The organism is Pantoea piersonii, assembly GCF_003612015.1.
Taxonomy (GTDB): Bacteria; Pseudomonadota; Gammaproteobacteria; order Enterobacterales; family Enterobacteriaceae; genus Pantoea; species Pantoea piersonii.
The window spans coordinates 159,570-180,360 of sequence record NZ_RARB01000008.1; the positions used below are offsets into that span (position 1 = coordinate 159,570).

Sequence of the window (20,791 nt, forward strand, 5' to 3'; positions counted from 1 at the left end):
CAGCATGTATTTATCTTTTGCAGCGGGCGCGCTATGTTAATGCGCCTGCGTCCCCGAACCGATCTGCGCACGCTTATCGCGTTACTCGCTATCGTCAGCATCGTGGTTACGCTGACCAACGCGCTCTATGCTACCTGGCGCGTGCAGCGTATGGCGCTGATCGACAGCACGCTGGAGGCGAACCGCGCCTATGCCACCAAACTGGCCTCCACTACCGAAATCTTTTTCCAGCTGGCGCAGTCGCAGCTGCACTACAGCGCCAGGCTGCTCGGCGACGATTTTAACGATCCCGCTCTGCTGCGTCGGGAGGTCGATCGCCTGCGCGAGCAGACCAGCAGCTTTAACTCAGTGGCGGTGGTCGACGCTAACGGCGTCGTTAAGGCTATCTCGCCAGAATCCCTGATGCTGCAGGGCATGCATCTTACCAGCGAGGCGTCGCGCGAAGCGCTAAGCGCGCGGCAGCCCGCCATCAGCAAACCCACCATTTCGGCGGCGAACAACCTGATTATCTTCGTCTCCTGGCCGATCTGGAGCCGTGACGGACGCTATCTCGGCTATGTGGGCGGCACCATCTACCTGAAAAAGAAAAGCATTTTAAATACGCTGCTCGGCGAGCAGTACTATCGCGACGGCACCAGCGTCTACGTGCTGGACAGCGAGAGCCGGGTGCTCTATCACCAGAACGGTCAGCTGATTGGCAAAACGCTGCCTGCGCTGCTTAACGGTCATGATGAAGAGACCAACGGCTCGCTACAGCTACAGCTGGCGGGCGAACCGTCGCGCCTCGCTGGCTATGCGGTGGTGCCGACTACGGGCTGGACGGTGGTGGCGCTTAAGCCCACCGCCGTAACGCTTGAGCCGCTCTCCGGCCTGCTGATGCAGGTGCTGAAACGCTCGGTGCCTTTCGCGCTGCTGACGCTGCTGGTGGCGGTGATCCTGGCGCGGCTGATTGCGTTGCCGCTCTGGCAGCTGGCGCGTAAGGCGCGTCAGATGGATGCGCCCGGCGTCTCACAGGAGCTCAGCGCTGTTCATGCCTGGTATTTCGAGGCGGCGCAGGTAAAACGCGCGCTGCTGACCGGCATCGGCCTGGTGCAGGACAAAATCGGCCGCCTTAAGTCAGAAGTGCAGACCGATCCGCTGACGCAGCTGCTCAACCGGCGCGGCCTGAGCGCGGTGCTCGACTTTTATCAGACGATGCGTCAGCCGTTCGCCGTGCTGGCGCTGGATATCGATCATTTTAAGCGGGTCAACGATAACTGGGGGCATGATGTTGGCGATCGGGTGATTCAGCAGGTGGCGGAAACGCTGAACGCCAGCGCGCGTCAGAGCGATGTGGTATGCCGCAACGGCGGAGAGGAGTTCCTGATGCTGCTGCCAATGACCGATATCGAAGAGGCGCGCCGCATTGCCGAACGCATACGCGCCGAGATCGCCGCGGCATCGCTTGCCGATGTCGGCACTATCACCCTTTCAGTCGGGGTGGCGGCCTGGCAAGATGAATCGGTGCCGCTGGAACAGAGCCTGAAACAGGCAGATGCCGCGCTTTATCAGGCGAAAAATGACGGGCGAAACTGTGTCAGGGTAGCGGAAACGCAAACGCCGCTTTCGGGAAGTGCTGTCTCGTAAAGAGAGGCGGCGGGATGCGGCGCTAAGCCGCATCCGCGTGTGTTAAAGCGACTTCAGGTAATCCATCACGATATCGTGGTGGTTGGACGTTTTGAAATCGTCGAACACCTTTTCGATCTTGCCGTCGGCGCCGACCAGGAAACTAATGCGGTGAATGCCGTCATAGGTTTTACCCATAAAGGATTTTTCGCCCCAGACGCCGAACGCCGCGCAGACCTGATGATCTTCATCAGAGAGCAGCGTAAAGTTCAGCAGCTCTTTTTCAGCGAAGCGCGACAGCTTTTCTGGTTTATCAGTGCTGATACCCAGTACCTCCACGCCCGCTTTTTTCAGTTCATCCATATTGTCGCGCAGGCCGCAGGCCTGCACTGTGCATCCCGGCGTCATCGCTTTCGGGTAGAAATAGACCAGAACGCGCTGTCCCTGGAAGTCGGTTAAATTTACCTGTTCGCCATCCTGGTCGGGCAAGCTAAATTTCGGTGCGGTGTCACCGGCTTTCAGTGGATTCATCACTACTCTCCATTTTTCTTTATGCTGTGGGCGACAGGCTGCCTGACGAACCGCGTCAGGTGGACAGTCGCCATCAGGGGATATTGCGCCACATAGCCAGACATCAGTGATGTGGAGGAATAGCCCCGGTTTATTTACAGCTTAGCGTGAACCCTGAAGCGTCGCCGCATCTTCATCGGCCAGGCTGTAAAAACGCAGCGTACCTTCGGCATTGAGTTCGCGACACAGTCCATAAAACGCCTGTTCAAACTGCGAGTCGCCGACGCCCGCCGGGCTATGCGCCGTTATTTGAATATAGAGCGTCGGCGTCTGATCCGCCTGACCCGGCTTGATGCGCGAACCCAGCTCAGCGATATTCATCGCATGTTTGTCGAACAGATCGGTGAACCGTTCAATAAGGTGGGGTGAATCAGGCACCTCGACCTGAACCCAGACCGTCGCCGGCATCGGCGGACGCGTTCTGGCGCTGGTGCGCTTCATCACGATCAGCAGCTCAAGCTCCGCGCCTTTCAGTGGCAGCGTCGATTCGATCAGCGCGATGGCGTTCCAGCTGCCGGAGAGCAACATAATAAAGGTGAACTCATCCCCGAGCATGGCGAGACGGCTGTCTTCGATATTGCACCCACAGCTGCTGACGTGGCGGGTAATGGTATTGACGATACCCGGACGGTCAACACCCAGTGCGGTGATCACCAAATGGTGGGGTTGAGACTGCGGCAAAGTGGGATTTCCTGTTCATTCGCTAATAACCATAAGGTAAACATAAAAAAAACTGCTGACAAGCGCAGGAGGGGCGTGGCCTGCTTGCTTTTCAACAGAAGTAAAACGTACCATGAAGCACTTGTTTGTCGAGGGGATCGCCAATGTTCACGGGAAGTATTGTTGCGCTCGTTACGCCAATGGATGACAAAGGTAATGTCTGCCGTACGAGTCTGAAGAAACTGATTGATTATCACGTCGCCAGCGGCACCGCGGCGATCGTCTCCGTCGGCACCACCGGCGAATCCGCGACTCTGAGCCATGAAGAGCATGGCGATGTGGTGATGCTGACGCTGGAGCTGGCGGACGGACGTATTCCGGTGATTGCCGGTACCGGCGCCAACGCCACCGCAGAAGGCATCTCTCTCACCAAACGTTTCGAAAACAGCGGCGTGGTTGGCTGCCTGACCGTAACGCCGTACTATAACCGACCGACACAGGAAGGATTGTTCCAGCACTTTAAAGCAATCGCGGAAAGCACGGCGCTGCCGCAAATGTTATATAACGTCCCCTCACGCACCGGCTGCGACATGCTGCCAGAAACCGTCGCGCGCCTTGCTGAAATCAAAAATATTATCGGAATCAAAGAGGCGACCGGGAACTTATCGCGCGTTAGCCAGATCCAAGCACTGGTCGATGAGGCCTTTATTATTGTCAGTGGCGACGACGCCAGCGCGCTGGACCTTATGCAGCTGGGCGGCAAGGGCGTTATTTCGGTAACGGCCAACATCGCGGCGCGTGAAATGGCTGAACTGTGCGCGCTGGCGCAACAGGGCAATTTCGCCGAGGCGCGTCGTCTGAATCAGCGTCTGATGCATCTGCACCAGACGCTTTTCTGTGAACCCAATCCTATCCCGGTCAAATGGGCGGCGAAACAGTTAGGATTAATCGCCAGTGACACGCTGCGTCTGCCGATGACGCCGCTGACTTCAGCGGCCATACCAAAAGTTGAGCAGGCGCTGATTAAAGCGGGTTTGCGATAAGTTAGGGAGTTTCAATGAATCATTCTGTAAAGCGCTCAACGGTTGCGACCGTCGTGGCGCTGTCTACTGCGATGCTGTTAACGGCGTGCTCTAGCGATCAGCGTTATAAACGTCAGGTAAGCGGTGACGAGTCCTATTTACAGGCCAGCGAGCTGCACGATCTGCAGGCGCCGGCTGGCATGATCCTGCCGGTGGCGCATGGCGATTACGACGTGCCGCACACCACCGCCAGCGGCAACGTCGGCAAGCAGCTCGACATTCGTCCGCCGGCTCAGCCGCTGGCGCTGGTTAACGGCGCGCGCGCGCAGTTTACCGGCAATACCGGCGTGCTGATGCTGGAAAAAAACCGCGGCTCCGTCTGGTCGCAGGTGAGTAAAGTTGTCGAATCCAGCAATTTCCCTGTTGCGCAGCGTAACGATGCGCGGCAGCAGCTGACCACCGACTGGGTGCAGTGGAATCGCGCCGACGAAGACAATCAGTATCGCGGCCGCTATGAGATCAGCGTGCAGTCGCAGAGCTACCAGCAGGTGCTGACAGTGCGCCTGCTTGAGCTGCAGCAGAAAGGCGAAGCGGTCACGTCGCCGGTGCAAATCCAGCGCTACACCGCGCAGATGCTTAATGCCATCAGCGCCGGGCTGGACAAAATCGACCTTGCCAGCGAAAACGCGGCGGCGGGTCGCGCCAGCGGCAGCATTGACGTGCAGAGCGGCGCGGACGATACCGGTCTGCCGATGCTGGTGCTGCGTACGCCGTTCAACGTCGCCTGGCAGCGTCTGCCGCAGGCGATGAAGCGCGTTGGCATGGAAGTAACCGACAGCAACCGTCCGCAGGGCAGCCTCAGCGTCACCTATAAATCGCCGGGCAGCAGCGCGTGGGATGATGTCGGCGCGAAAGATCCGGAACTGCCGAACGGCGACTATAAAGTACAGGTCGGCGATCTGGATAACCGCAGCAGCCTGCAGTTTATCGATCCTAAAGGCCACGTGCTCACCCAGTCGCAGAACGATGCGCTGGTGGCCGTGTTCCAGGCGGCTCTTAACAAATAAATCGCCTCAGGGCCGGAGATTCTCCGGCCTTTTTTTTTCGTCTCTGGCATAATAGCGCGCGGCGAAGTAAACGATTGCGTCGCGGCAATCCCCAGCGGCCCGCCGTCGCAGAACACCCGAAATTTTCAAGTCTGGAGTTAACAAGATGCAAAAGCGAGCTGAGTTGTATCGCGGTAAAGCGAAAACCGTATACAGCACCGACAATCCGGATCTGCTGGTACTCGAATTCCGCAACGATACGTCAGCAGGCGACGGAGCCCGAATCGAGCAGTTCGATCGCAAAGGAATGGTAAACAACAAGTTCAACCATTTCATCATGACAAAACTGCAGGAAGCGGGCATTCCGACCCAGATGGAGGCGCTGCTTTCAGACAACGAAGCGCTGGTGAAAAAGCTGGAGATGGTGCCGGTGGAGTGCGTAGTACGCAACCGCGCGGCCGGCTCGCTGGTAAAACGTCTGGGCGTGGAAGAGGGGATGATCCTCAATCCGCCGCTGTTCGATCTGTTCCTTAAAGACGACGCGAAGCATGACCCGATGGTCAATGAATCCTACTGTGAAACCTTCGGCTGGGTGAGCAAAGCGAACCTGGCGCGCATGCAGGAGCTGACCTTTAAAGCCAACGAGGTGCTGAGCAAACTGTTTGACGACGCAGGCCTGATCCTGGTCGATTTCAAACTGGAGTTCGGCCTGTTCAAAGGCGAAGTGGTGCTGGGTGACGAATTCTCGCCGGACGGCGCGCGCCTGTGGGACAAGCAGACGATGGACAAGATGGATAAAGATCGTTTCCGCCAGAGCCTGGGTGGCCTGATCGAAGCCTATGAAGAGGTAGCGCAGCGGCTGGGCGTTAAGCTCGACTGAACTAACCTCGTCTGAAAGCGAAAAGGAGAGCCCCGGCTCTCCTTTTTTCATTTGGCCGCAAGGCTGGTAGTTGTCTCGCCGCACAACTAAAATCACGGTAACTATCTTAATCAGGAGCAGATTATGCGCTGGCAAGGACGTCGCGAGAGCGACAATGTAGAAGACCGTCGAGATCAAGGGCCAGCCTATGGCGGCGGAAGGCAGATCCGGCTGCCGCGTGGGAAGGGCGGCATTATTCTGTTAGTCGTGGTCGCGGTCGCTGGCTATTACGGTTATGACCTGACGGGGCTGCTTACCGGCGGCAATGTCGCGCCCACCAGCCAGCAGCAGCGCGTCAGCACCAATGACGACGAAGCAGCGAAATTTACCCGCGTTATCCTGGCCTCCACCGAAGATACCTGGAGCAAGCTGTTCCAGAAGATGGGCAAAGAGTATACCGCGCCGACGCTGGTGATGTACCGCGGCGCGACCCAGACCCGTTGCGGTACTGGCCAGACGGCGATGGGGCCGTTTTACTGTCCGGCGGATCAACGCGTCTATATCGATCTGTCATTCTACGATGAAATGAAAAACAAGCTCGGCGCGGGCGGCGAGTTTGCGCAGGGTTATGTTGTCGCGCATGAGGTGGGGCATCATGTGCAGAAACTGCTCGGCATCGAACCGAAAGTGCGCGAAATGCAGCAGGGCGCGAGCCAGACGCAAATCAACCATCTGTCGGTAAAAATGGAGCTGCAGGCGGACTGTTTCGCTGGCGTCTGGGGTCACTACGTCAGCAAAGATAACTGGCTGGAAACCGGCGACCTGCAACAGGCGCTCGACGCGGCGCAGGCTATTGGCGACGATCGCCTGCAGCAGCGCAGCCAGGGACGCGTGGTGCCTGACAGCTTTACGCACGGCACCTCGGAGCAGCGCTACAGCTGGTTTAAACGCGGATTCGACAGCGGCGATCCTGGACAGTGCAACACCTTTGCAGCTAACTGATGTCGCCTGAACAGCTCAGCCGTCAGATGCAGCAGGCGGGCGTCAGACGGCTCTGCGTCATTAGCGGCGAGTCGGACTGGTCGCTGGCGCGCGTCGCCGAATGGCGCGCCGCTTTACCCGGCGACTGGCTGGTGGTGAGTGATGCCCCCGTCGACGACAACCTTCCGCACTGCGCGCCAGCGGCGTTACGCACGCTGCTCGGCCGCGAATTTACTCACGCTGTTTTCGATGCGCGCCGCGGTTTTCACGCGGAGGCGTTCGCCGCGCTGGCGGGCACGCTGCGCGCCGGAAGCTGGCTACTGCTGTTAGCGCCGCCGTGGATGCGCTGGCCGCAGCAGCCTGACGAGGACAGCCTGCGCTGGGCCGACGTCGCTCATCCTCTTCCTGCGCCGCACTTTGTTCGCCATCTGCAAAAAATGATGCTCGCCGATCCTGGCGTGGCGCTGCTGCGACAGGATGAGCCTGCGCGTATCGCGCCGTTGCCAATCATGCCTCGCTGGCAGTGCTGCGCGCCGCAGCAACAAAAAGCGATAGTCCAGCAGCTGCTGGCGATGACGTCAGGCGTCGCAGTGCTTACCGCGCCGCGCGGCCGCGGCAAATCGGCACTGGCGGGAATGCTGGCGCAGCAGATCCCCCGGGCGCTTATCACCGCGCCGGCGAAAGCCTCTACAGAGGTGGTGATGCGCTTTGCGGCAGATCATTTTCACTTTATGGCGCCCGACGCCATTCTCGCTCAGCCCGATGTTCCCGCCGCTGACTGGCTGATAGTCGATGAAGCCGCGGCGATCCCTGCGCCGCTCCTTACCCAACTGGTGGCACGCTTCCCGCGCGTGTTGCTGACTACCACGGTTCAGGGATACGAGGGCACCGGGCGAGGTTTTATCCTGAAGTTCTGCGCCGGACTGGCGCAGGTGCGTTACTTTACGCTGGATGAGCCGCTGCGCTGGTCGCGTCAGGATCCGCTGGAAGCCTGGATCAACCAGACGCTGCTGTTTGAGGACGCCGCGCCCGTGCCGGTTTCCCTGCCCGCCGCGCCGCGGCTCATGCCCGCCGATGCCTGGCGCGACGACCCCGCGCAGCCGGAAGCCGCATACCGCCTGCTGGCCAGCGCGCACTATCGCACCTCGCCGCTCGATCTGAGGCGGTTAATGGATGCGCCTGGCATGACGCTGTGGCTGAGCGGCGAAGCGTCCGCTTTACAGGGCGCGCTCTGGCTGGTGGAGGAGGGCGGCTTAACGCCCGAACTGGCGCAGGCGGTCTGGGCGGGCAGGCGACGGCCACGCGGCAACCTGGTCGCACAGTCGCTGGCCGCGCACGCCGGATTTGTCGAGGCGGCGACGCTACGGTCCCGCCGTATCAGCCGCATCGCGGTGGCGGCGGAACAGCGTCGTCAGGGCATCGGGCAGGCATTAGTGGCCGCTGCGCAGAGGCGACAGGATGTTGATTTTCTTTCTGTCAGCTTCGGCTATACCGAGGCGCTGTGGGCCTTCTGGCGCGCCTGCGGCTTTACTCTGGTGCGCATCGGCACGCAGCGCGAGGCCAGCAGCGGCTGCTATGCGGCGATGGCGATTCGCGCGCTGACGCCCGCAGGCGCGGATCTTCAGCAGCGTGCTGCTGAGCGGCTGGCGCGCGACTGGCCGCAGCTGCGTCAGCAGGTAACGGAGTCCATTGCGCTGCCTGAGATGCCGCTCTCTTTCAACGACGAAGACGCCTGGCTGGCGGCGGGGTTCGCCTGGGCGCAGCGACCGCTTGAGGCGAGCCTGCCGGTGCTGCACCGGCTCGCCGCCAGGATTTCTGTTCCTCCGCTGCTGAAGGCCGCGCTGCAGCCGCAGGCGGATATTGGCCACCTCGCGCAGCAGGCCGGGCTGAGCGGGCGCAAGGCTTTGGTCACTCAACTCCGCCTTGACGCCGCCGCCGCCCTGAGCGCGCTGGACGCGGCGCGCGCCAGTCAGCTGCGTCAGCAAGTGGAATAAATCCACAAACTTGTTCAAATTTTCCCAATAGCGCTCCGCGCAAGGCGGCGTATAGTGATCTGAGGAGGTCGATATGACACTGCAATACGTTATTGTTCAGCAGCCGAGCGCGACAGCGCAGCAGCTGTTCCTGCTCTACCACGGCGTCGGCGATAATCCCCACTCTATGGCGCAGCTGGGTGGCTGGTTCGCGCGCGAGTTTCCGCAGGCGCAGGTAGTGGCGGTCGGCGCGCCTGCGCCGGGCCATTACTGGTTCAGTGAAACCGCGCAGCACGACCAGAGCGAGCAGCAGCGGGTTAACGCCGTACTGCCCCAGTTCGTCGATTCAGTGCGACACTGGCAGGAGCAGAGCGGCGTGCGCGCCGACGCTACCGCGCTGGTGGGATTCTCGCAGGGCAGCACCATGGTGCTGGAGGGCGTGAAAGCGCAGCCGGATCTGGCGGGCCGCGTCGTGGCTTTCAGCGGCCGCTACGCTACGCTGCCGGAGCAGGCGTCGACGCGCACCACTATCCATTTAATCCACGGCGAGTATGACGAGCAGATCCCGATGCAGCACGCCGAGCAGGCTGCGCAGCGGCTGACCGCGCTGGGCGGGGACGTGACGCTCGATATTGTGGAAGATCTGCCGCACGCGGTAGACGACCGCAGCATGGCGCTGGCGCTGAAGCACCTGCACTACACCGTGCCGAAGCGCTATTTCGATGAGGCGTTAAGCGGAGCGAAACCGGGCGACGACGATGTGATTATGATGATGTAAAAACGCCCTCGCGCAGGCGAGGGCGTCAGCAGGGAAGCGTAGTCTGACCTGTTACTTCTTCTTCTTCGGCCAGTCGTCGTCATCGTCCCACTTATCGTTAAAGTCGCGATGCGGCGGCAGGTCGGGTTTATTCGCCATATATTTTTTATGGTCGATGCGTTTCAGATCCTTATAAACATTCATCAGTACGCCGACCAGCAACAGGATCACAATGATCCACCAGTAATCTTTAATAAATTCCATTTGCCTGCTCCTCTCGATCGCGATCAGGCGACCAGCTGTTCCATAATGCGCTGATACATGCGGCTCAGCGTCTGCAGATCGGCTGCCTTCACGCATTCGTTGATTTTGTGAATGGTGGCATTCACCGGGCCAAGCTCAACCACCTGTGCGCCCATTCGCGCGATAAAGCGCCCGTCTGAGGTGCCGCCGGTGGTCAGCAGCTGCGGCTTAATTTCATTATAGTGCGATACCGCCTTAACCACGGCGTCAACCAGCCTGCCGCGCGCCGTCAGGAACGGCTGACCAGAAACCGCCCACTCCAGGGTATAACGCAGCTGATAGCTGTCGAGCAGCGCCGCGACGCGATCTTTAATCATCTGATCGGTGAGTTCGGTGCTGAAGCGGAAATTGAACTGCACAAAGAATTCGCCCGGGATCACATTGTTGCTGCCGGTGCCAGCCTGCACGTTAGCGATCTGCATGCTGGTCGGCGGGAAAAATTCATTGCCGCGATCCCACTCGGTGGCGACCAGCGCATTAAGCGCCGGCATCGCGCGGTGCACCGGGTTATCCGCCAGATGCGGATAGGCGACGTGGCCCTGTACGCCATGAATGGTCAGGTTGGCGGTCATCGAGCCGCGACGGCCGTTTTTCACTACGTCGCCCACCACTTCGGTGCTGGAGGGTTCGCCGACCAGGCAGTAATCCAGGCGCTCGTGACGCGCCATCAGACGCTCTACCACCTTCACCGTGCCGTTTTTCGCGCTCGCCTCTTCGTCAGAGGTAATTAAAAACGCCAGGCGGCCTTTATGGTTGGGGTGCGCCGCGACAAAACGTTCCGCTGCGACCACCATCGCCGCCAGCGAACCTTTCATATCCGCCGCGCCGCGGCCGAACAGCATGCCGTCGCGAATGGTGGGTTCGAAGGGCGGATTGATCCAGCGGCTGGCGTCACCCGGCGGCACTACGTCGGTATGGCCAGCGAACGCCAGCGTTTCGCCCTGACCGCGGGTCGCCCAGAAGTTTAGCGTGTCGTCGATGTGCATCGGCTCTACGTGAAAGCCAATCGCTTCCAGACGCGCGATCAGCAGCGCCTGACAGCCCGCGTCATCCGGGCTCAGCGAGGGGCGGCGGATGAGCTGCTGCGCCAGTTCGATTACAGGACAGAACATATTATGACTTCTCCTGGAGAAACGCGTGGTAAGCGGCTTCGCTGAAGCCGGAGAGCAGCGTGCCATCCGGCGCGCGCAGCAGGGGACGTTTAATGATGGCGGGCTGCGCCAGCATCAGCGCTTTGGCGCTGTCGCTATCGGTAATGGCGTCGCGTTCCGCTTCCGGCAGCTTGCGCCAGGTCGTGCCGCGCGTGTTAAGCAGCGTCTGGTAGCCTAGCTGATCGATAAACTGCGTCAGCAGCGCATCGCTCAGCCCGCTGGCGCGGTAATCATGGAACGCGACGTCGATGTCGGCGGCTTCTAAAAAGCGGCGCGCTTTTTTTATGGTGTCGCAATTTTTTATGCCGTACATCACCCACTGCGCTGTCATCAGGATCCCTCGTCAAAAAATGAGGGCATCAGTTTACCACAGTGAGCCAGCGTGCTAACCCGCCTCGCGGGAAAAGCAGCGAAATAACGCGAATAAAATCATTAGGATTTGTCTTAGTAACCGCTTTCATTCGTGCGGGTTATTGTCACGCTGTTTATCATGATCCTGTTAAGAATTATCTTAGAGTGTGCTTAAGCGAGCTGGTCCGGTTAATAGCAGCTTTTTCTCTGCGTTTATAGCGGTTTGCTGAAATGTGCGTCAGCTAGCAGATCGAAAAAACTACAGTAATTAATCGCCTTTGCCGATAGTGAAAACAGGTGTAACCGTATTCACCTGACGAAAATTTACGCGTAGAATCGACAGCACAATAAGAGAGAGGTCTATATGATTGACGCTGAAATGGGGAACTGGAAAGAATTCATCGCGGCGATGTTACGCAACAAGTAACGCGCGGCGAACAGGCAGGAAGATTCCCCCTTGCTCTGATTCTGACCACACATAGCAATAAGGCAGCCACTTCGGTGGCTGCCTTTACTTTTGCACTCAGTCGTGCGGCTTTGCCCGCAGCGGGAAGCGACGACGCACCAGCACGAAAAACAGCGGCACAAAGAAGATAGCCAGCAGCGTGGCGGAGATCATGCCGCCCATAACGCCGGTTCCGACCGCGTGCTGGCTGCCGGAGCCGGCGCCTGCGCTGATCGCCATCGGCAGCACGCCGAAAATAAAGGCCAGCGAAGTCATCAGAATCGGGCGCAGGCGCTGGCGCGAAGCGGAGAGCGTCGCCTCGACCAGCTCGCCGCCTTTGCTGTTCATCTCGTTGGCAAACTCTACGATCAAAATAGCGTTCTTTGCCGAGAGGCCCACGACCGTCAGCAGCCCTACCTGGAAATAGACATCATTTTCCAGCCCGCGCAGCCAGGTGGCGACCAGCGCGCCGACCACGCCGAGCGGCACCACCAGCATTACCGAGAAGGGAATCGACCAGCTCTCATAGAGCGCCGCCAGACAGAGGAAAACCACCAGCAGTGAAATGGCGTAAAGCGCAGGCGCCTGCGAGCCTGACAGCCGCTCCTGATACGAGGCGCCGGTCCACTGAAAACCGACGCCGAGCGGCAGTTTTTCCACCAGCTGTTCCATCACATCCATCGCTGTGCCGCTGCTGACGCCTTGCGCCGCCTCGCCGACAATCTCGATTGAGGAGTAGCCGTTGTAGCGTTCCAGGCGCGGCGAGCCGGTCTCCCAGCGGCTGGTGGCGAAAGCGGAGAAGGGCACCATACCGCCGCTGCTGTTGCGCACATACCACTGATTAATATCGTCCGGCAGCATGCGAAATGCCGGCGCGGCCTGCACGTAGACCTTTTTCACGCGTCCGCGGTCGAGGAAGTCGTTAACGTAGGTCGACCCCCAGGCGGTCGTCAGGGTATCGTTGATCGTATTGATCGAGACGCCCAGCGCCTGCGCTTTGCGCTGATCGACATCGATCTGCAGCTGCGGGCTATCGTCCAAACCGTTGTGGCGCACACGCGACAGCGACGGGTTGCTGTCCGCCATCTCCAGCAGCTTATCGCGCATCGCCATCAGCTGTGTGTGGCCGATACCGGCGTGATCCTGCAGCTCCATATCAAAGCCAGACGAACTGCCCATGCCGGTAATGGCTGGCGGACTGCTGGCGATAACGCGACCCTCTTTAATGGCGCGGAAGGCTTTAGTGGCGCGTTCGATAATGGCGAAAGAGGTGCGATCCGCGCCGGGGCGTGCTTCCCAGTCTTTCAGACGCACAAAGAGTCGCGCCACGTTCTGACCATTGCCGCCCGGCCCTGAGCCGATGGTCGAGAACACCGACAGCACGTTCTCTTTCTCCTGCGTCATATAGTAGTTTTCGACTTTCGCCACGACGTCGGAGGTTTGCTGAAGCGTCGCGCCTGGCGGCAGCTGCACCTGCGTCAGGAAGACGCCGCGATCCTCAAGCGGCAGAAACGAGGTCGGCAGGCGGGTAAACAGGAACGCCATCAGGCCGATAATGGCAAGATAGAGTAGCAGCCAGCGGCCGCCTTTTAGCAGAATGCGCGCGACGCCGCGCTCGTAACGGTCGGCGTTGCGGTTGAAGTGGCGGTTAAACCAGCCGAAAAAACCGCGACGGCCATGATGTTCTCCCTGCGCCAGCGGCTTGAGCAGCGTGGCGCACAGGGCAGGCGTCAGGATCATCGCCACCAGCACCGACAGCACCATCGCCGAAACGATGGTAATCGAGAACTGACGATAGATAGCGCCGACCGTACCACCGAAAAAGGCCATCGGCACGAAAACCGCCGACAGCACCAGCGCGATCCCGACCAGCGCACCCTGGATTTGCCCCATCGACTTGCGCGTCGCCGCGCGCGGTGAGAGGCCCTCCTCGCTCATAATGCGTTCGACGTTTTCCACCACCACGATGGCATCATCCACCAGCAGGCCGATAGCCAGCACCATCGCGAACATGGTGAGGGTATTGATACTGAAGCCGCAGGCGTAGAGCACAGAGAAGGTACCGAGCAGCACCACCGGCACCGCGATGGTGGGGATGAGCGTGGCGCGAAAGTTCTGCATAAACAGATACATCACGCCGAATACCAGCACAATCGCCTCCAGCAGCGTTTTCACCACGTCAATAATAGAGGCTTTAACGAACGGCGTCGTTTCATAGGCGACTTTGGCTTCCAGCCCGTGCGGGAAAAAGTGTGACAGCTCTTCCACGCGCTGACGCACCAGCTTGTCGGTATTCATCTCATTCGCGCCGGAGGCGAGCTTAATGCCCAGACCCGACGCCGGCTGGCCGTTATAGCGGCTCAGATAGTCATATTTTTCCGCGCCCAGCGCCACCTGCGCCACGTCGCCCAGCGTCACGACCGAACCGTCGGGATTGGTTTTCAGGGTGATGGCTTTGAACTGCTCCGGCGTCTGCAGCAGCGACTGCGCATTGACCGTGGCGTTCAGCGCCTGTTTGTCCACTGACGGCAAACCGCCAACCTGCCCAACGGCGACCTGCGCGTTTTGCGCTTCGATAGCGCTTACCACGTCGTCGGTTGTCAGCGAGTAGGCGATAAGCCTGGCGGGATCGAGCCAGATGCGCATCGCATACTGCGAGCCGTAGGCATCGACCTGGCCGACGCCATCGATACGGCTCAGCGGATCCTGAATATTACTGGCGACATAATCTGCAATGTCTTGTTTATCCATACTGCCGTCGGTAGAGACGAAGGCGAGCATCAGGATATTGCTGTCGCCGGTTTTATTGACCGTCACCCCCTGAGACTGCACCGCCTGCGGCAGCTTGCGCAGCGCGGACTGAAGCTGGTTTTGCACCTGCTGCCGCGCTTCGTCGGGATTGGTGCCAGCGGAGAAGGTGAGCGTGATTTGCGCCTGGCCGGTATTGCTGCTGTTGGAGGACATATACATCAGGTTGTCGATGCCGGTCATGTTCTGCTCGATAACCTGCGTAACGGTATTTTCCAGCGTTTCGGCCGAGGCGCCGGGATAGTTGGCGGTGATACGCACATTGGGCGGCGCGAGGTCGGGATATTGCTCAATCGGCAGAAAAATAATCGCCAGCGTGCCGCAAAGGCTGATTAAAATCGCCAGCACCCAGGCAAAAACGGGACGGTCGATGAAAAAATTCGACATCGAGTCGACACTCCTCAGCAGCGTTTCGCTTTTATTATCAGAATGCGGCCCGCGCATCGCGCGGGTCGTGCGGGCAGGGAAAGAGACGGTTTCTGCCGAAACTTACTCTACGTGCTGTCAGTCAGGATATCGTGGAGAAATTGTGGAGAAAGTGTAAATCCCCCGTCAGGTCAGCTGTTGCGGCTCTCCAGCCACATTACGGTGGCGGCGACGCGCGACCGAACATCAAGTTTTTTCAGCAGATTGCGGATATGCACTTTTACCGTCTCTTCTGAAATATGCAACGTGGCGGCGATCTCTTTATTCGACAGGCCGCGCGCCACCTCCTGCAACACATCGCGCTCGCGCTCGGTCAGCTGGCGAAACGGGCTGGCGCTGTGCTGGCGCGTGGCAAGATAGTCCCGTACTGCGTCGCTGAAGATTTTCTCGCCGCGCGCCGCCTGCAGAATCTGTCCTGGCAGCAGTTCCGGATCGCTGTCTTTGAGCAGATAGCCATCGGCGCCAGCATCAACCATTGCGTCGATATCGCTGCGCGCATCCGACACGGTAAAGATCAGAATACGTGAACTGATCCCTTCATGACGTAGCGCCTTCAGCGTATCCAGCCCCGACATGCCTTTCATATTCAGATCGAGCAGAATGATATCCGGTGCCAGGCGGCGCGCTTCGGCCAGCGCTTCGGTACCGTTGTTAGCCTCGGCGATCACTTCCAGCCGGGGTTCCAGCGTCAGTAGCTGGCGAATACCGCGGCGCATTAGTGGATGGTCGTCCACGATCATTACCGTCAGCGTGGGTTGTTGCATATTGACTCCCGGGGAATTACGCGAAAAGCGCTTCTGAAAAGGTTAAAAAGGCGCGTTGCAGTCAACGCAATACTATTATGTCAGCCGCGTTGCGGGCTGCGGCGGAAAACGCAGCGCCACCTGGGTGCCGCGCGCCTGCGCCTGAATCGTCAGCTCGCCCGCCAGTCGTGCGGCGCGCTCCGACATGGTGGTTAAACCGTAATGGCCTTGCGGCTCTTCTGTAGTAGCGATGCCGACGCCGTCGTCAGTCACCGTAAGTAAATGCTCTCCTGCTGCGTTGCGCTCATAGCGTACGCTTATCGTCGCGGCATCGGCGTGGCGGATGGCGTTCAGCACCGCCTCGCGTGCTATCTGCAACAGGTGAACCTGCTGCTGCGCATCCAGGGTTTCCAGGCCGGGCTGAAAGCTAAAGCTAATTTTAGCCGTAACCTGTTCCTGCAACGAAGCGATCATCGCCTGCATCGCCGCAACCAAATCGGCCTGCTCAATCGTCAGGCGGAAAGTCGCCAGCAGCTCGCGTAGCTGGCGATAAGCGTCTGAAAGCGTACGGTCAACGTCAGCGATAATGCTTTGCGCCTCGCTGTTCGAGTCGCCGAGGGCGCGGCGCAGCAGCGTCAACTGTATACGCAAAAAGGAGAGCGCCTGCGCCAGCGAATCGTGCAGCTCGCGCGCGATAGTGGCGCGCTCTTCGATCAGCAGCATTTGCTGAACCTGCTTTTGCGTCTGCCAGATCCAGATGGCGCGCGACAGCATATTTCCCAGGCTCTGCATCAGCGCCTGACGCGGCCGGGTCTGCTCGCTCTGCCAGCGCAGCGCGCCGGTCTGTTCATCATCCTGCTGCAGCGGCACGCTGTGCCAGCTGAGCGTCTTATCGCTTTCGCCTGTGCTAAACCGGCCATGCGCGCTCTCCAGTACCAGCGCGCGCAGGTTTTCGCGTTCGCGCACCTGCGCCATGACGCTTTCAAACAGCGCCGCGCTGAGCGGCCGGGCGGTCAGCATCTGCGAGCTTTCATACAGCAGCGACAGGGTACGGTTAGCTTCCTGTAAATCGCGCGTCTTCTCTGCTACCGCGCTGGCGAGGGCCTGATGGTGCGAGTGCAGACGCGCCGCCATGGCGCTGAAAGTCTGCGCCAGCACGCGCAGTTCGTTGTTCTGCTCTACTATCAGCGGCGGAAAGTCGAAGTTGCCGCTTTCAACATAGCGGCTGGCGGTCACCAGCGCATTGAGCGGACGCACGACCTGGCGGCGGCTGTAGCGAATGGTGGCTAACGCCAGCGCCACAATCAACACCAGGCCCAGCAGACTGCTGGCCGCCACCAGCTCCATTTTCCTTTCGCTGTAGTGCTGCAACCCCATGACGAAACGATCGATTTCGCCGACGTAGCTCGCCACCTGCTGTTGATAGAGGCGTGCGTCGCCGCGCTCCAGTTGCTGCTGTAGCGCGGGCCAGGCGGTACGCAGATGGTGATAACGGCTGATGACCTCTTGCGGTACCCAGGGACGATCGAGATCGCGCAGCGCGGGTTTATTGAGCGTCTCTTTATACTCCAGCAGATGCTGCCGGATCTGCTGCGGATCGCTGGTGCTGTCCCAGGCCAGCCGGTAGCTCTGCATGCGCAGCGAACCGGCCAGATTGATCGCTTCGGCGTCGCGCAGGCTGCTGGAGAGCGTCATCAGCGCCAGCCCGGTCGTGAGCAGCGCCAGCAGAACGATAGCACTCAACGCTTGAGCGATACTGCGGGTCACTGAACGTTTCACAATCACGGTAATATCCCTGTTTTTGGTGCGGGCATTATAAAGGAGGGGGCGGTAAGCCGCCAGGCCACTCTGATACTATCGACACGCTGGGTTACATTCTGCACAAAAAAGAAGCTCTGCTGACATAACCCAGGAGAATGCGCAGTGCGATGCCTAAAAAGGAGACAGCTTTACACCGGCCAAAGACTGGCTTTCATTGTGGCGATGATAATTCTAAACGGCATTAAGCAAACCACCTGCAAACCAAGGAGCATGCGATGAAAAAACCTGTTTTGATTCTGGCTGGCGCCCTGTTAGCAACCGCTTCGTTCTCCACGCTGGCGGCCACGCCCGTAAACCAGGCGCAGGCGCAGGGTCTGCAAAGCATCGGCAGCGTCTCCGTAACCAACGCGCGCGGCTCGCTGGATGACGCAACGCGTCAGCTTTCGCAAAAAGCTGAAGCGATGGGCGCAAGCCACTACCGTGTTATCGGCGTCGAAAACCCGGGCGACTCCAGCCTGTGGCGCGGCACCGCAGAGATTTATCGCTAACCCTCAGCCCTGATTTTCCCTCCCTGTAGCCTTTGCCGGTCCGTTAGTGACCGGTTTTTTTGTGCAGCAAACCCGATTATTACAAAACACTTTGTGCGCCTTACCGGTATCTTTTGCTTCGTTCACGCAGAACGGGTAGGATTCATCGCCGTAATTTCCCCTGCCGCTTTACCTATAACTCACAGGCAGATAAGTCGGGCAGTTACCCCATTTCGCATGGCGCGCGCAATCGTTTGTGATCGCCGTGATTGATGGTCAGGACAAACAGGAAGGCTATGAAATCTACTAAAAAAACCGCAGCCGAAATGCGTGCTGCGAAAAGACGCTGGCTGAACTCACATGACACCGGCTACCACAAGGCGATGGGCAATCGTCACGTTCAGATGATTGCTATCGGCGGCGCGATCGGCACCGGCCTGTTCCTCGGTGCAGGCGGACGTCTGCAGGCGGCAGGGCCAGCGCTGGCAATAATCTATCTGGTCTGTGGCATCTTCTCGTTCTTTATCCTGCGAGCCCTGGGCGAACTGGTATTGCACCGTCCGTCAAGCGGCAGCTTCGTTTCCTACGCGCGCGAATTCCTTGGGGAAAAAGCCGCCTACGTTGCGGGCTGGATGTACTTCGTGAACTGGGCGATGACCGGCATTGTCGATATCACCGCCGTGGCGCTCTATATGCACTACTGGGGCGCGTTCGGTGATGTGCCGCAGTGGGTCTTCGCGCTGGGCGCGCTGGCGATCGTCGGCACCATGAACATGATCGGCGTGAAGTGGTTCGCTGAAATGGAGTTCTGGTTCGCGCTGGTGAAAGTGCTGGCTATCGCCATCTTTCTGGTGGTGGGCGTGGTGTTTCTCGGCACCGGCAAGCCGCTCGACGGCAACGCCACCGGCTTCCACTTAATCACCGATAATGGCGGCCTGTTCCCGCACGGCCTGCTGCCTGCGCTGGTGCTGGTGCAGGGCGTGGTGTTCGCCTTCGCCTCTATCGAGCTGGTGGGCACCGCCGCAGGCGAGTGTAAAGATCCGGCGACCATGCTGCCGAAGGCGATCAACAGCGTTATCTGGCGTATCGGTCTGTTTTACGTTGGTTCGGTAGTGCTGCTGGTAATGCTGCTGCCGTGGAACGCCTATCAGGCGGGACAGAGCCCGTTTGTAACCTTCTTCTCGAAGCTGGGCGTGCCCTACGTTGGCAGCATCATGAACATCGTGGTGCTGAGCGCGGCGCTCTCCAGCCTTAACTCTGGCCTTTACTCTACCGGCCGTATTCTGCGCTCGATGGCGATGGGCGGTTCTGCGCCGAAGTTCATGTCGAAAATGAGCAAGCAGCAGGTGCCTTACGCCGGCATTCTGGTCACCATTGCGGTCTATGTGATTGGTGTGGTGCTCAACTACTACGTGCCTTCACAGGTATTCGAGATCGTGCTGAACGTCGCGTCGCTGGGCATTATCGCCTCCTGGGGCTTTATCGTGATCTGCCAGATGCGCCTGCGTAAAGCGATCAAAGAGGGCAAGGCGGACGACGTCAGCTTCAAGCTGCCGGGCGCGCCGGTCACCTCCTGGCTGACGCTGCTGTTCCTGCTGAGCGTGCTGGTGCTGATGGCGTTCGATTACCCGAACGGCACCTATACCATCGCCGCTATTCCGGTTCTGGCGGTTATCCTGGTGCTGGGCTGGTTCGGCGTGCGCAAGCGCGTTCAGGCTGTCGCGCAGACCGAGCACGATCATCTGCATGACGACGAAAAACCGCACGCGCTGGCGGACGACGCTGCGCGCTAAGCGACATTGATACGGGCGATACCGCCCGTGCTGAAAAAGCCTGCCCGCTAACGGCAGGCTTTTTTCTTCCCGCCTCTTATAGTTTTCCCGCACGCTTCCGCCTATGATGGCAGGCTCCCTCAAATCGGCAGTGGAGCCATCATGTCGTTCAAGATCAACATCATCAAAGACAAACTTCTCTCCGAAAACTACTTTATTCTGCGTAACTACACCTATGAACTCGCCACCAAAAGCGGCGAAATGGTGCGCCACAAGCGCGAGGTGTATGACCGCGGCAACGGCGCCACCATCCTGCTCTATAACCGCGAGAAGAACAGCGTGGTGCTGACGCGCCAGTTTCGCATCGCCACTTACGTCAACGGCAACGCTAACGGCATGCTGATTGAGGCGTGCGCGGGGCTGCTGGATAACGACACGCCGGAGGATTGCATTCGCAAAGAGGCGATCGAAGAGACCGGCTATGCGGTGGGCGAGGTGGAAAAACTCTACGAAGCTTATATGTCGCCGGGTGGCGTCACCGAGCTTATCCATTTTTTCGCCGCCGAATATAATGAGTCGCTGCGCGATAATGCCGGCGGTGGCGTAGAAGATGAAGATATCGACGTGCTGGAAATGCCTTTCCCTGAGGCGCTGGCGATGGTGAAAGATGGCCGCATCCGCGACGGCAAAACCATTATGCTGCTGCAGCATGCCCAGCTGGCGGGCTGGCTGAAAGCCTGACGATGAAGGATGACGCGTCGGGGCAGGGCGGCGCGTCTTAACGATTGTCCGATAAATCCGATTGAGATAAACCCGTGCGCTACCGATAGTGTAAACGGTGATTTCTGTGGCGCCGCATCGCAATATCGTATGCTTTTTCAGCAGTTAAGTGCGCTTTCCGGACGTGGTCACAGTTTAGGTCCACCGGATGTCGGTAATGGTCCCAACTTATTGATAGTGTTTTATGTTCAGATAATGCCCGATGACTTTGTCATGCAGCTCCACCGATTTTGAGAACGACAGCGACTTCC

General features: G+C 59.2%; 20 protein-coding genes. 11 read left to right on the forward strand and 9 right to left on the reverse strand.

The genetic code is table 11. The annotated features are described in order from the left end of the window. The first annotated feature begins 33 nt into the window (after nucleotides 1-33). On the forward strand, nucleotides 34-1,626 hold the full coding sequence (locus D7S44_RS19260; protein ID WP_120457614.1) for a sensor domain-containing diguanylate cyclase: 1,593 nt from the start codon (nucleotides 34-36) through the stop codon (nucleotides 1,624-1,626). A gap of 42 nt (nucleotides 1,627-1,668) precedes the next feature. Here the strand turns inward: D7S44_RS19260 and bcp are convergent, their stop codons facing one another. Beyond that, nucleotides 1,669-2,136 (reverse strand): thioredoxin-dependent thiol peroxidase, encoded by a 468-nt coding sequence (gene bcp / locus D7S44_RS19265; protein WP_120457616.1) that lies wholly within the window; start codon nucleotides 2,134-2,136, stop codon nucleotides 1,669-1,671. Between the two features lie 141 nt (nucleotides 2,137-2,277). Continuing rightward, entirely contained in the window at nucleotides 2,278-2,856 is a 579-nt protein-coding gene (locus D7S44_RS19270) for a glycine cleavage system transcriptional repressor (protein ID WP_120457618.1), read from the reverse strand. A 143-nt stretch (nucleotides 2,857-2,999) separates the two neighbouring features. Between D7S44_RS19270 and dapA the strand changes: the two genes are divergently transcribed. From dapA to ypfH, 6 genes are all read left to right on the forward strand, one after another. Then, entirely contained in the window at nucleotides 3,000-3,878 is an 879-nt protein-coding gene (gene dapA, locus D7S44_RS19275) for a 4-hydroxy-tetrahydrodipicolinate synthase (protein ID WP_120457619.1), read from the forward strand. A gap of 14 nt (nucleotides 3,879-3,892) precedes the next feature. Then, entirely contained in the window at nucleotides 3,893-4,924 is a 1,032-nt protein-coding gene (gene bamC, locus D7S44_RS19280) for an outer membrane protein assembly factor BamC (RefSeq protein ID WP_120457621.1), read from the forward strand. Nucleotides 4,925-5,069: 145 nt separating this feature from the next. Continuing rightward, nucleotides 5,070-5,783, forward strand: a complete 714-nt coding sequence (gene purC, locus D7S44_RS19285; protein WP_033753802.1) for a phosphoribosylaminoimidazolesuccinocarboxamide synthase — start codon at nucleotides 5,070-5,072, stop codon at nucleotides 5,781-5,783. A gap of 123 nt (nucleotides 5,784-5,906) precedes the next feature. Further along, complete coding sequence (gene ypfJ / locus D7S44_RS19290; RefSeq protein ID WP_120457623.1) at nucleotides 5,907-6,764, forward strand: KPN_02809 family neutral zinc metallopeptidase; 858 nt, start codon at nucleotides 5,907-5,909, stop codon at nucleotides 6,762-6,764. After that, complete coding sequence (locus D7S44_RS19295; protein WP_120457625.1) at nucleotides 6,764-8,737, forward strand: tRNA(Met) cytidine acetyltransferase TmcA; 1,974 nt, start codon at nucleotides 6,764-6,766, stop codon at nucleotides 8,735-8,737. The genes ypfJ and D7S44_RS19295 overlap by 1 nt, the downstream gene beginning before the upstream one ends. A gap of 73 nt (nucleotides 8,738-8,810) precedes the next feature. Further along, the gene (gene ypfH, locus D7S44_RS19300; protein WP_120457627.1) at nucleotides 8,811-9,494 is read left to right on the forward strand and encodes an esterase; all 684 of its coding nucleotides are present in this window, start codon (nucleotides 8,811-8,813) and stop codon (nucleotides 9,492-9,494) included. A 51-nt stretch (nucleotides 9,495-9,545) separates the two neighbouring features. Here ypfH and D7S44_RS19305 read toward each other — a convergent pair whose 3' ends face one another. Genes D7S44_RS19305 through D7S44_RS19315 form a run of 3 tightly spaced genes read right to left on the reverse strand, consistent with a single transcriptional unit; the run spans nucleotide 9,546 to nucleotide 11,258 of the window. Then, entirely contained in the window at nucleotides 9,546-9,737 is a 192-nt protein-coding gene (locus D7S44_RS19305) for a YpfN family protein (protein WP_120457629.1), read from the reverse strand. Nucleotides 9,738-9,760: 23 nt separating this feature from the next. Then, on the reverse strand, nucleotides 9,761-10,888 hold the full coding sequence (gene dapE / locus D7S44_RS19310; RefSeq protein ID WP_120457631.1) for a succinyl-diaminopimelate desuccinylase: 1,128 nt from the start codon (nucleotides 10,886-10,888) through the stop codon (nucleotides 9,761-9,763). Between the two features lies 1 nt (nucleotide 10,889). Continuing rightward, on the reverse strand, nucleotides 10,890-11,258 hold the full coding sequence (locus tag D7S44_RS19315; RefSeq protein ID WP_120457633.1) for an ArsC family reductase: 369 nt from the start codon (nucleotides 11,256-11,258) through the stop codon (nucleotides 10,890-10,892). A gap of 384 nt (nucleotides 11,259-11,642) precedes the next feature. On the opposite strand from D7S44_RS19315, the gene ypfM reads away from it, so the two are divergent. Then, nucleotides 11,643-11,705 (forward strand): protein YpfM, encoded by a 63-nt coding sequence (ypfM, locus tag D7S44_RS24145; RefSeq protein ID WP_143806259.1) that lies wholly within the window; start codon nucleotides 11,643-11,645, stop codon nucleotides 11,703-11,705. A gap of 96 nt (nucleotides 11,706-11,801) precedes the next feature. On the opposite strand, the gene acrD is transcribed toward ypfM, so the two are convergent. From acrD to narQ, 3 genes are all read right to left on the reverse strand, one after another. Continuing rightward, on the reverse strand, nucleotides 11,802-14,918 hold the full coding sequence (acrD, locus tag D7S44_RS19320; protein ID WP_120457635.1) for a multidrug efflux RND transporter permease AcrD: 3,117 nt from the start codon (nucleotides 14,916-14,918) through the stop codon (nucleotides 11,802-11,804). Between the two features lie 170 nt (nucleotides 14,919-15,088). Further along, entirely contained in the window at nucleotides 15,089-15,721 is a 633-nt protein-coding gene (locus D7S44_RS19325) for a response regulator (RefSeq protein ID WP_120457637.1), read from the reverse strand. Nucleotides 15,722-15,796: 75 nt separating this feature from the next. Beyond that, on the reverse strand, nucleotides 15,797-17,485 hold the full coding sequence (gene narQ, locus D7S44_RS19330) for a nitrate/nitrite two-component system sensor histidine kinase NarQ (RefSeq protein WP_120457639.1): 1,689 nt from the start codon (nucleotides 17,483-17,485) through the stop codon (nucleotides 15,797-15,799). Between the two features lie 251 nt (nucleotides 17,486-17,736). Between narQ and D7S44_RS19335 the strand changes: the two genes are divergently transcribed. The 3 genes from D7S44_RS19335 to nudK all read left to right on the forward strand — a co-directional run bounded on the left by D7S44_RS19335 (nucleotide 17,737) and on the right by nudK (nucleotide 20,501). Then, nucleotides 17,737-18,009 carry a YdgH/BhsA/McbA-like domain containing protein gene (locus tag D7S44_RS19335; RefSeq protein WP_120457641.1) on the forward strand — a complete coding sequence of 91 codons (273 nt, stop codon included), beginning with the start codon at nucleotides 17,737-17,739 and terminating at the stop codon, nucleotides 18,007-18,009. 275 nt (nucleotides 18,010-18,284) lie between these two features. Next, the gene (gene ansP / locus D7S44_RS19340; RefSeq protein WP_120457643.1) at nucleotides 18,285-19,781 is read left to right on the forward strand and encodes an L-asparagine permease; all 1,497 of its coding nucleotides are present in this window, start codon (nucleotides 18,285-18,287) and stop codon (nucleotides 19,779-19,781) included. Nucleotides 19,782-19,922: 141 nt separating this feature from the next. Then, nucleotides 19,923-20,501 carry a GDP-mannose pyrophosphatase NudK gene (nudK, locus tag D7S44_RS19345; protein ID WP_120457645.1) on the forward strand — a complete coding sequence of 193 codons (579 nt, stop codon included), beginning with the start codon at nucleotides 19,923-19,925 and terminating at the stop codon, nucleotides 20,499-20,501. A 207-nt stretch (nucleotides 20,502-20,708) separates the two neighbouring features. On the opposite strand, the gene D7S44_RS19350 is transcribed toward nudK, so the two are convergent. Further along, nucleotides 20,709-20,791, reverse strand: an 83-nt coding sequence (locus D7S44_RS19350; protein ID WP_000618533.1) for an IS1 family transposase, incomplete at its 5' end; no start/stop codon positions are given.

Bases quoted from the DNA above. Each gene is read 5' to 3' on its own strand.
- D7S44_RS19260 (WP_120457614.1), top strand. From the start codon at position 34: ATGTTAATGCGCCTGCGTCCCCGAACCGATCTGCGCACGCTTATCGCG.
- bcp (WP_120457616.1), bottom strand. From the start codon at position 2,136: ATGAATCCACTGAAAGCCGGTGACACCGCACCGAAATTTAGCTTGCCC.
- dapA (WP_120457619.1), top strand. From the start codon at position 3,000: ATGTTCACGGGAAGTATTGTTGCGCTCGTTACGCCAATGGATGACAAA.
- bamC (WP_120457621.1), top strand. From the start codon at position 3,893: ATGAATCATTCTGTAAAGCGCTCAACGGTTGCGACCGTCGTGGCGCTG.
- purC (WP_033753802.1), top strand. From the start codon at position 5,070: ATGCAAAAGCGAGCTGAGTTGTATCGCGGTAAAGCGAAAACCGTATAC.
- ypfJ (WP_120457623.1), top strand. From the start codon at position 5,907: ATGCGCTGGCAAGGACGTCGCGAGAGCGACAATGTAGAAGACCGTCGA.
- D7S44_RS19295 (WP_120457625.1), top strand. From the start codon at position 6,764: ATGTCGCCTGAACAGCTCAGCCGTCAGATGCAGCAGGCGGGCGTCAGA.
- ypfH (WP_120457627.1), top strand. From the start codon at position 8,811: ATGACACTGCAATACGTTATTGTTCAGCAGCCGAGCGCGACAGCGCAG.
- D7S44_RS19305 (WP_120457629.1), bottom strand. From the start codon at position 9,737: ATGGAATTTATTAAAGATTACTGGTGGATCATTGTGATCCTGTTGCTG.
- dapE (WP_120457631.1), bottom strand. From the start codon at position 10,888: ATGTTCTGTCCTGTAATCGAACTGGCGCAGCAGCTCATCCGCCGCCCC.
- D7S44_RS19315 (WP_120457633.1), bottom strand. From the start codon at position 11,258: ATGACAGCGCAGTGGGTGATGTACGGCATAAAAAATTGCGACACCATA.
- acrD (WP_120457635.1), bottom strand. From the start codon at position 14,918: ATGTCGAATTTTTTCATCGACCGTCCCGTTTTTGCCTGGGTGCTGGCG.
- D7S44_RS19325 (WP_120457637.1), bottom strand. From the start codon at position 15,721: ATGCAACAACCCACGCTGACGGTAATGATCGTGGACGACCATCCACTA.
- D7S44_RS19335 (WP_120457641.1), top strand. From the start codon at position 17,737: ATGAAAAAACCTGTTTTGATTCTGGCTGGCGCCCTGTTAGCAACCGCT.
- ansP (WP_120457643.1), top strand. From the start codon at position 18,285: ATGAAATCTACTAAAAAAACCGCAGCCGAAATGCGTGCTGCGAAAAGA.
- nudK (WP_120457645.1), top strand. From the start codon at position 19,923: ATGTCGTTCAAGATCAACATCATCAAAGACAAACTTCTCTCCGAAAAC.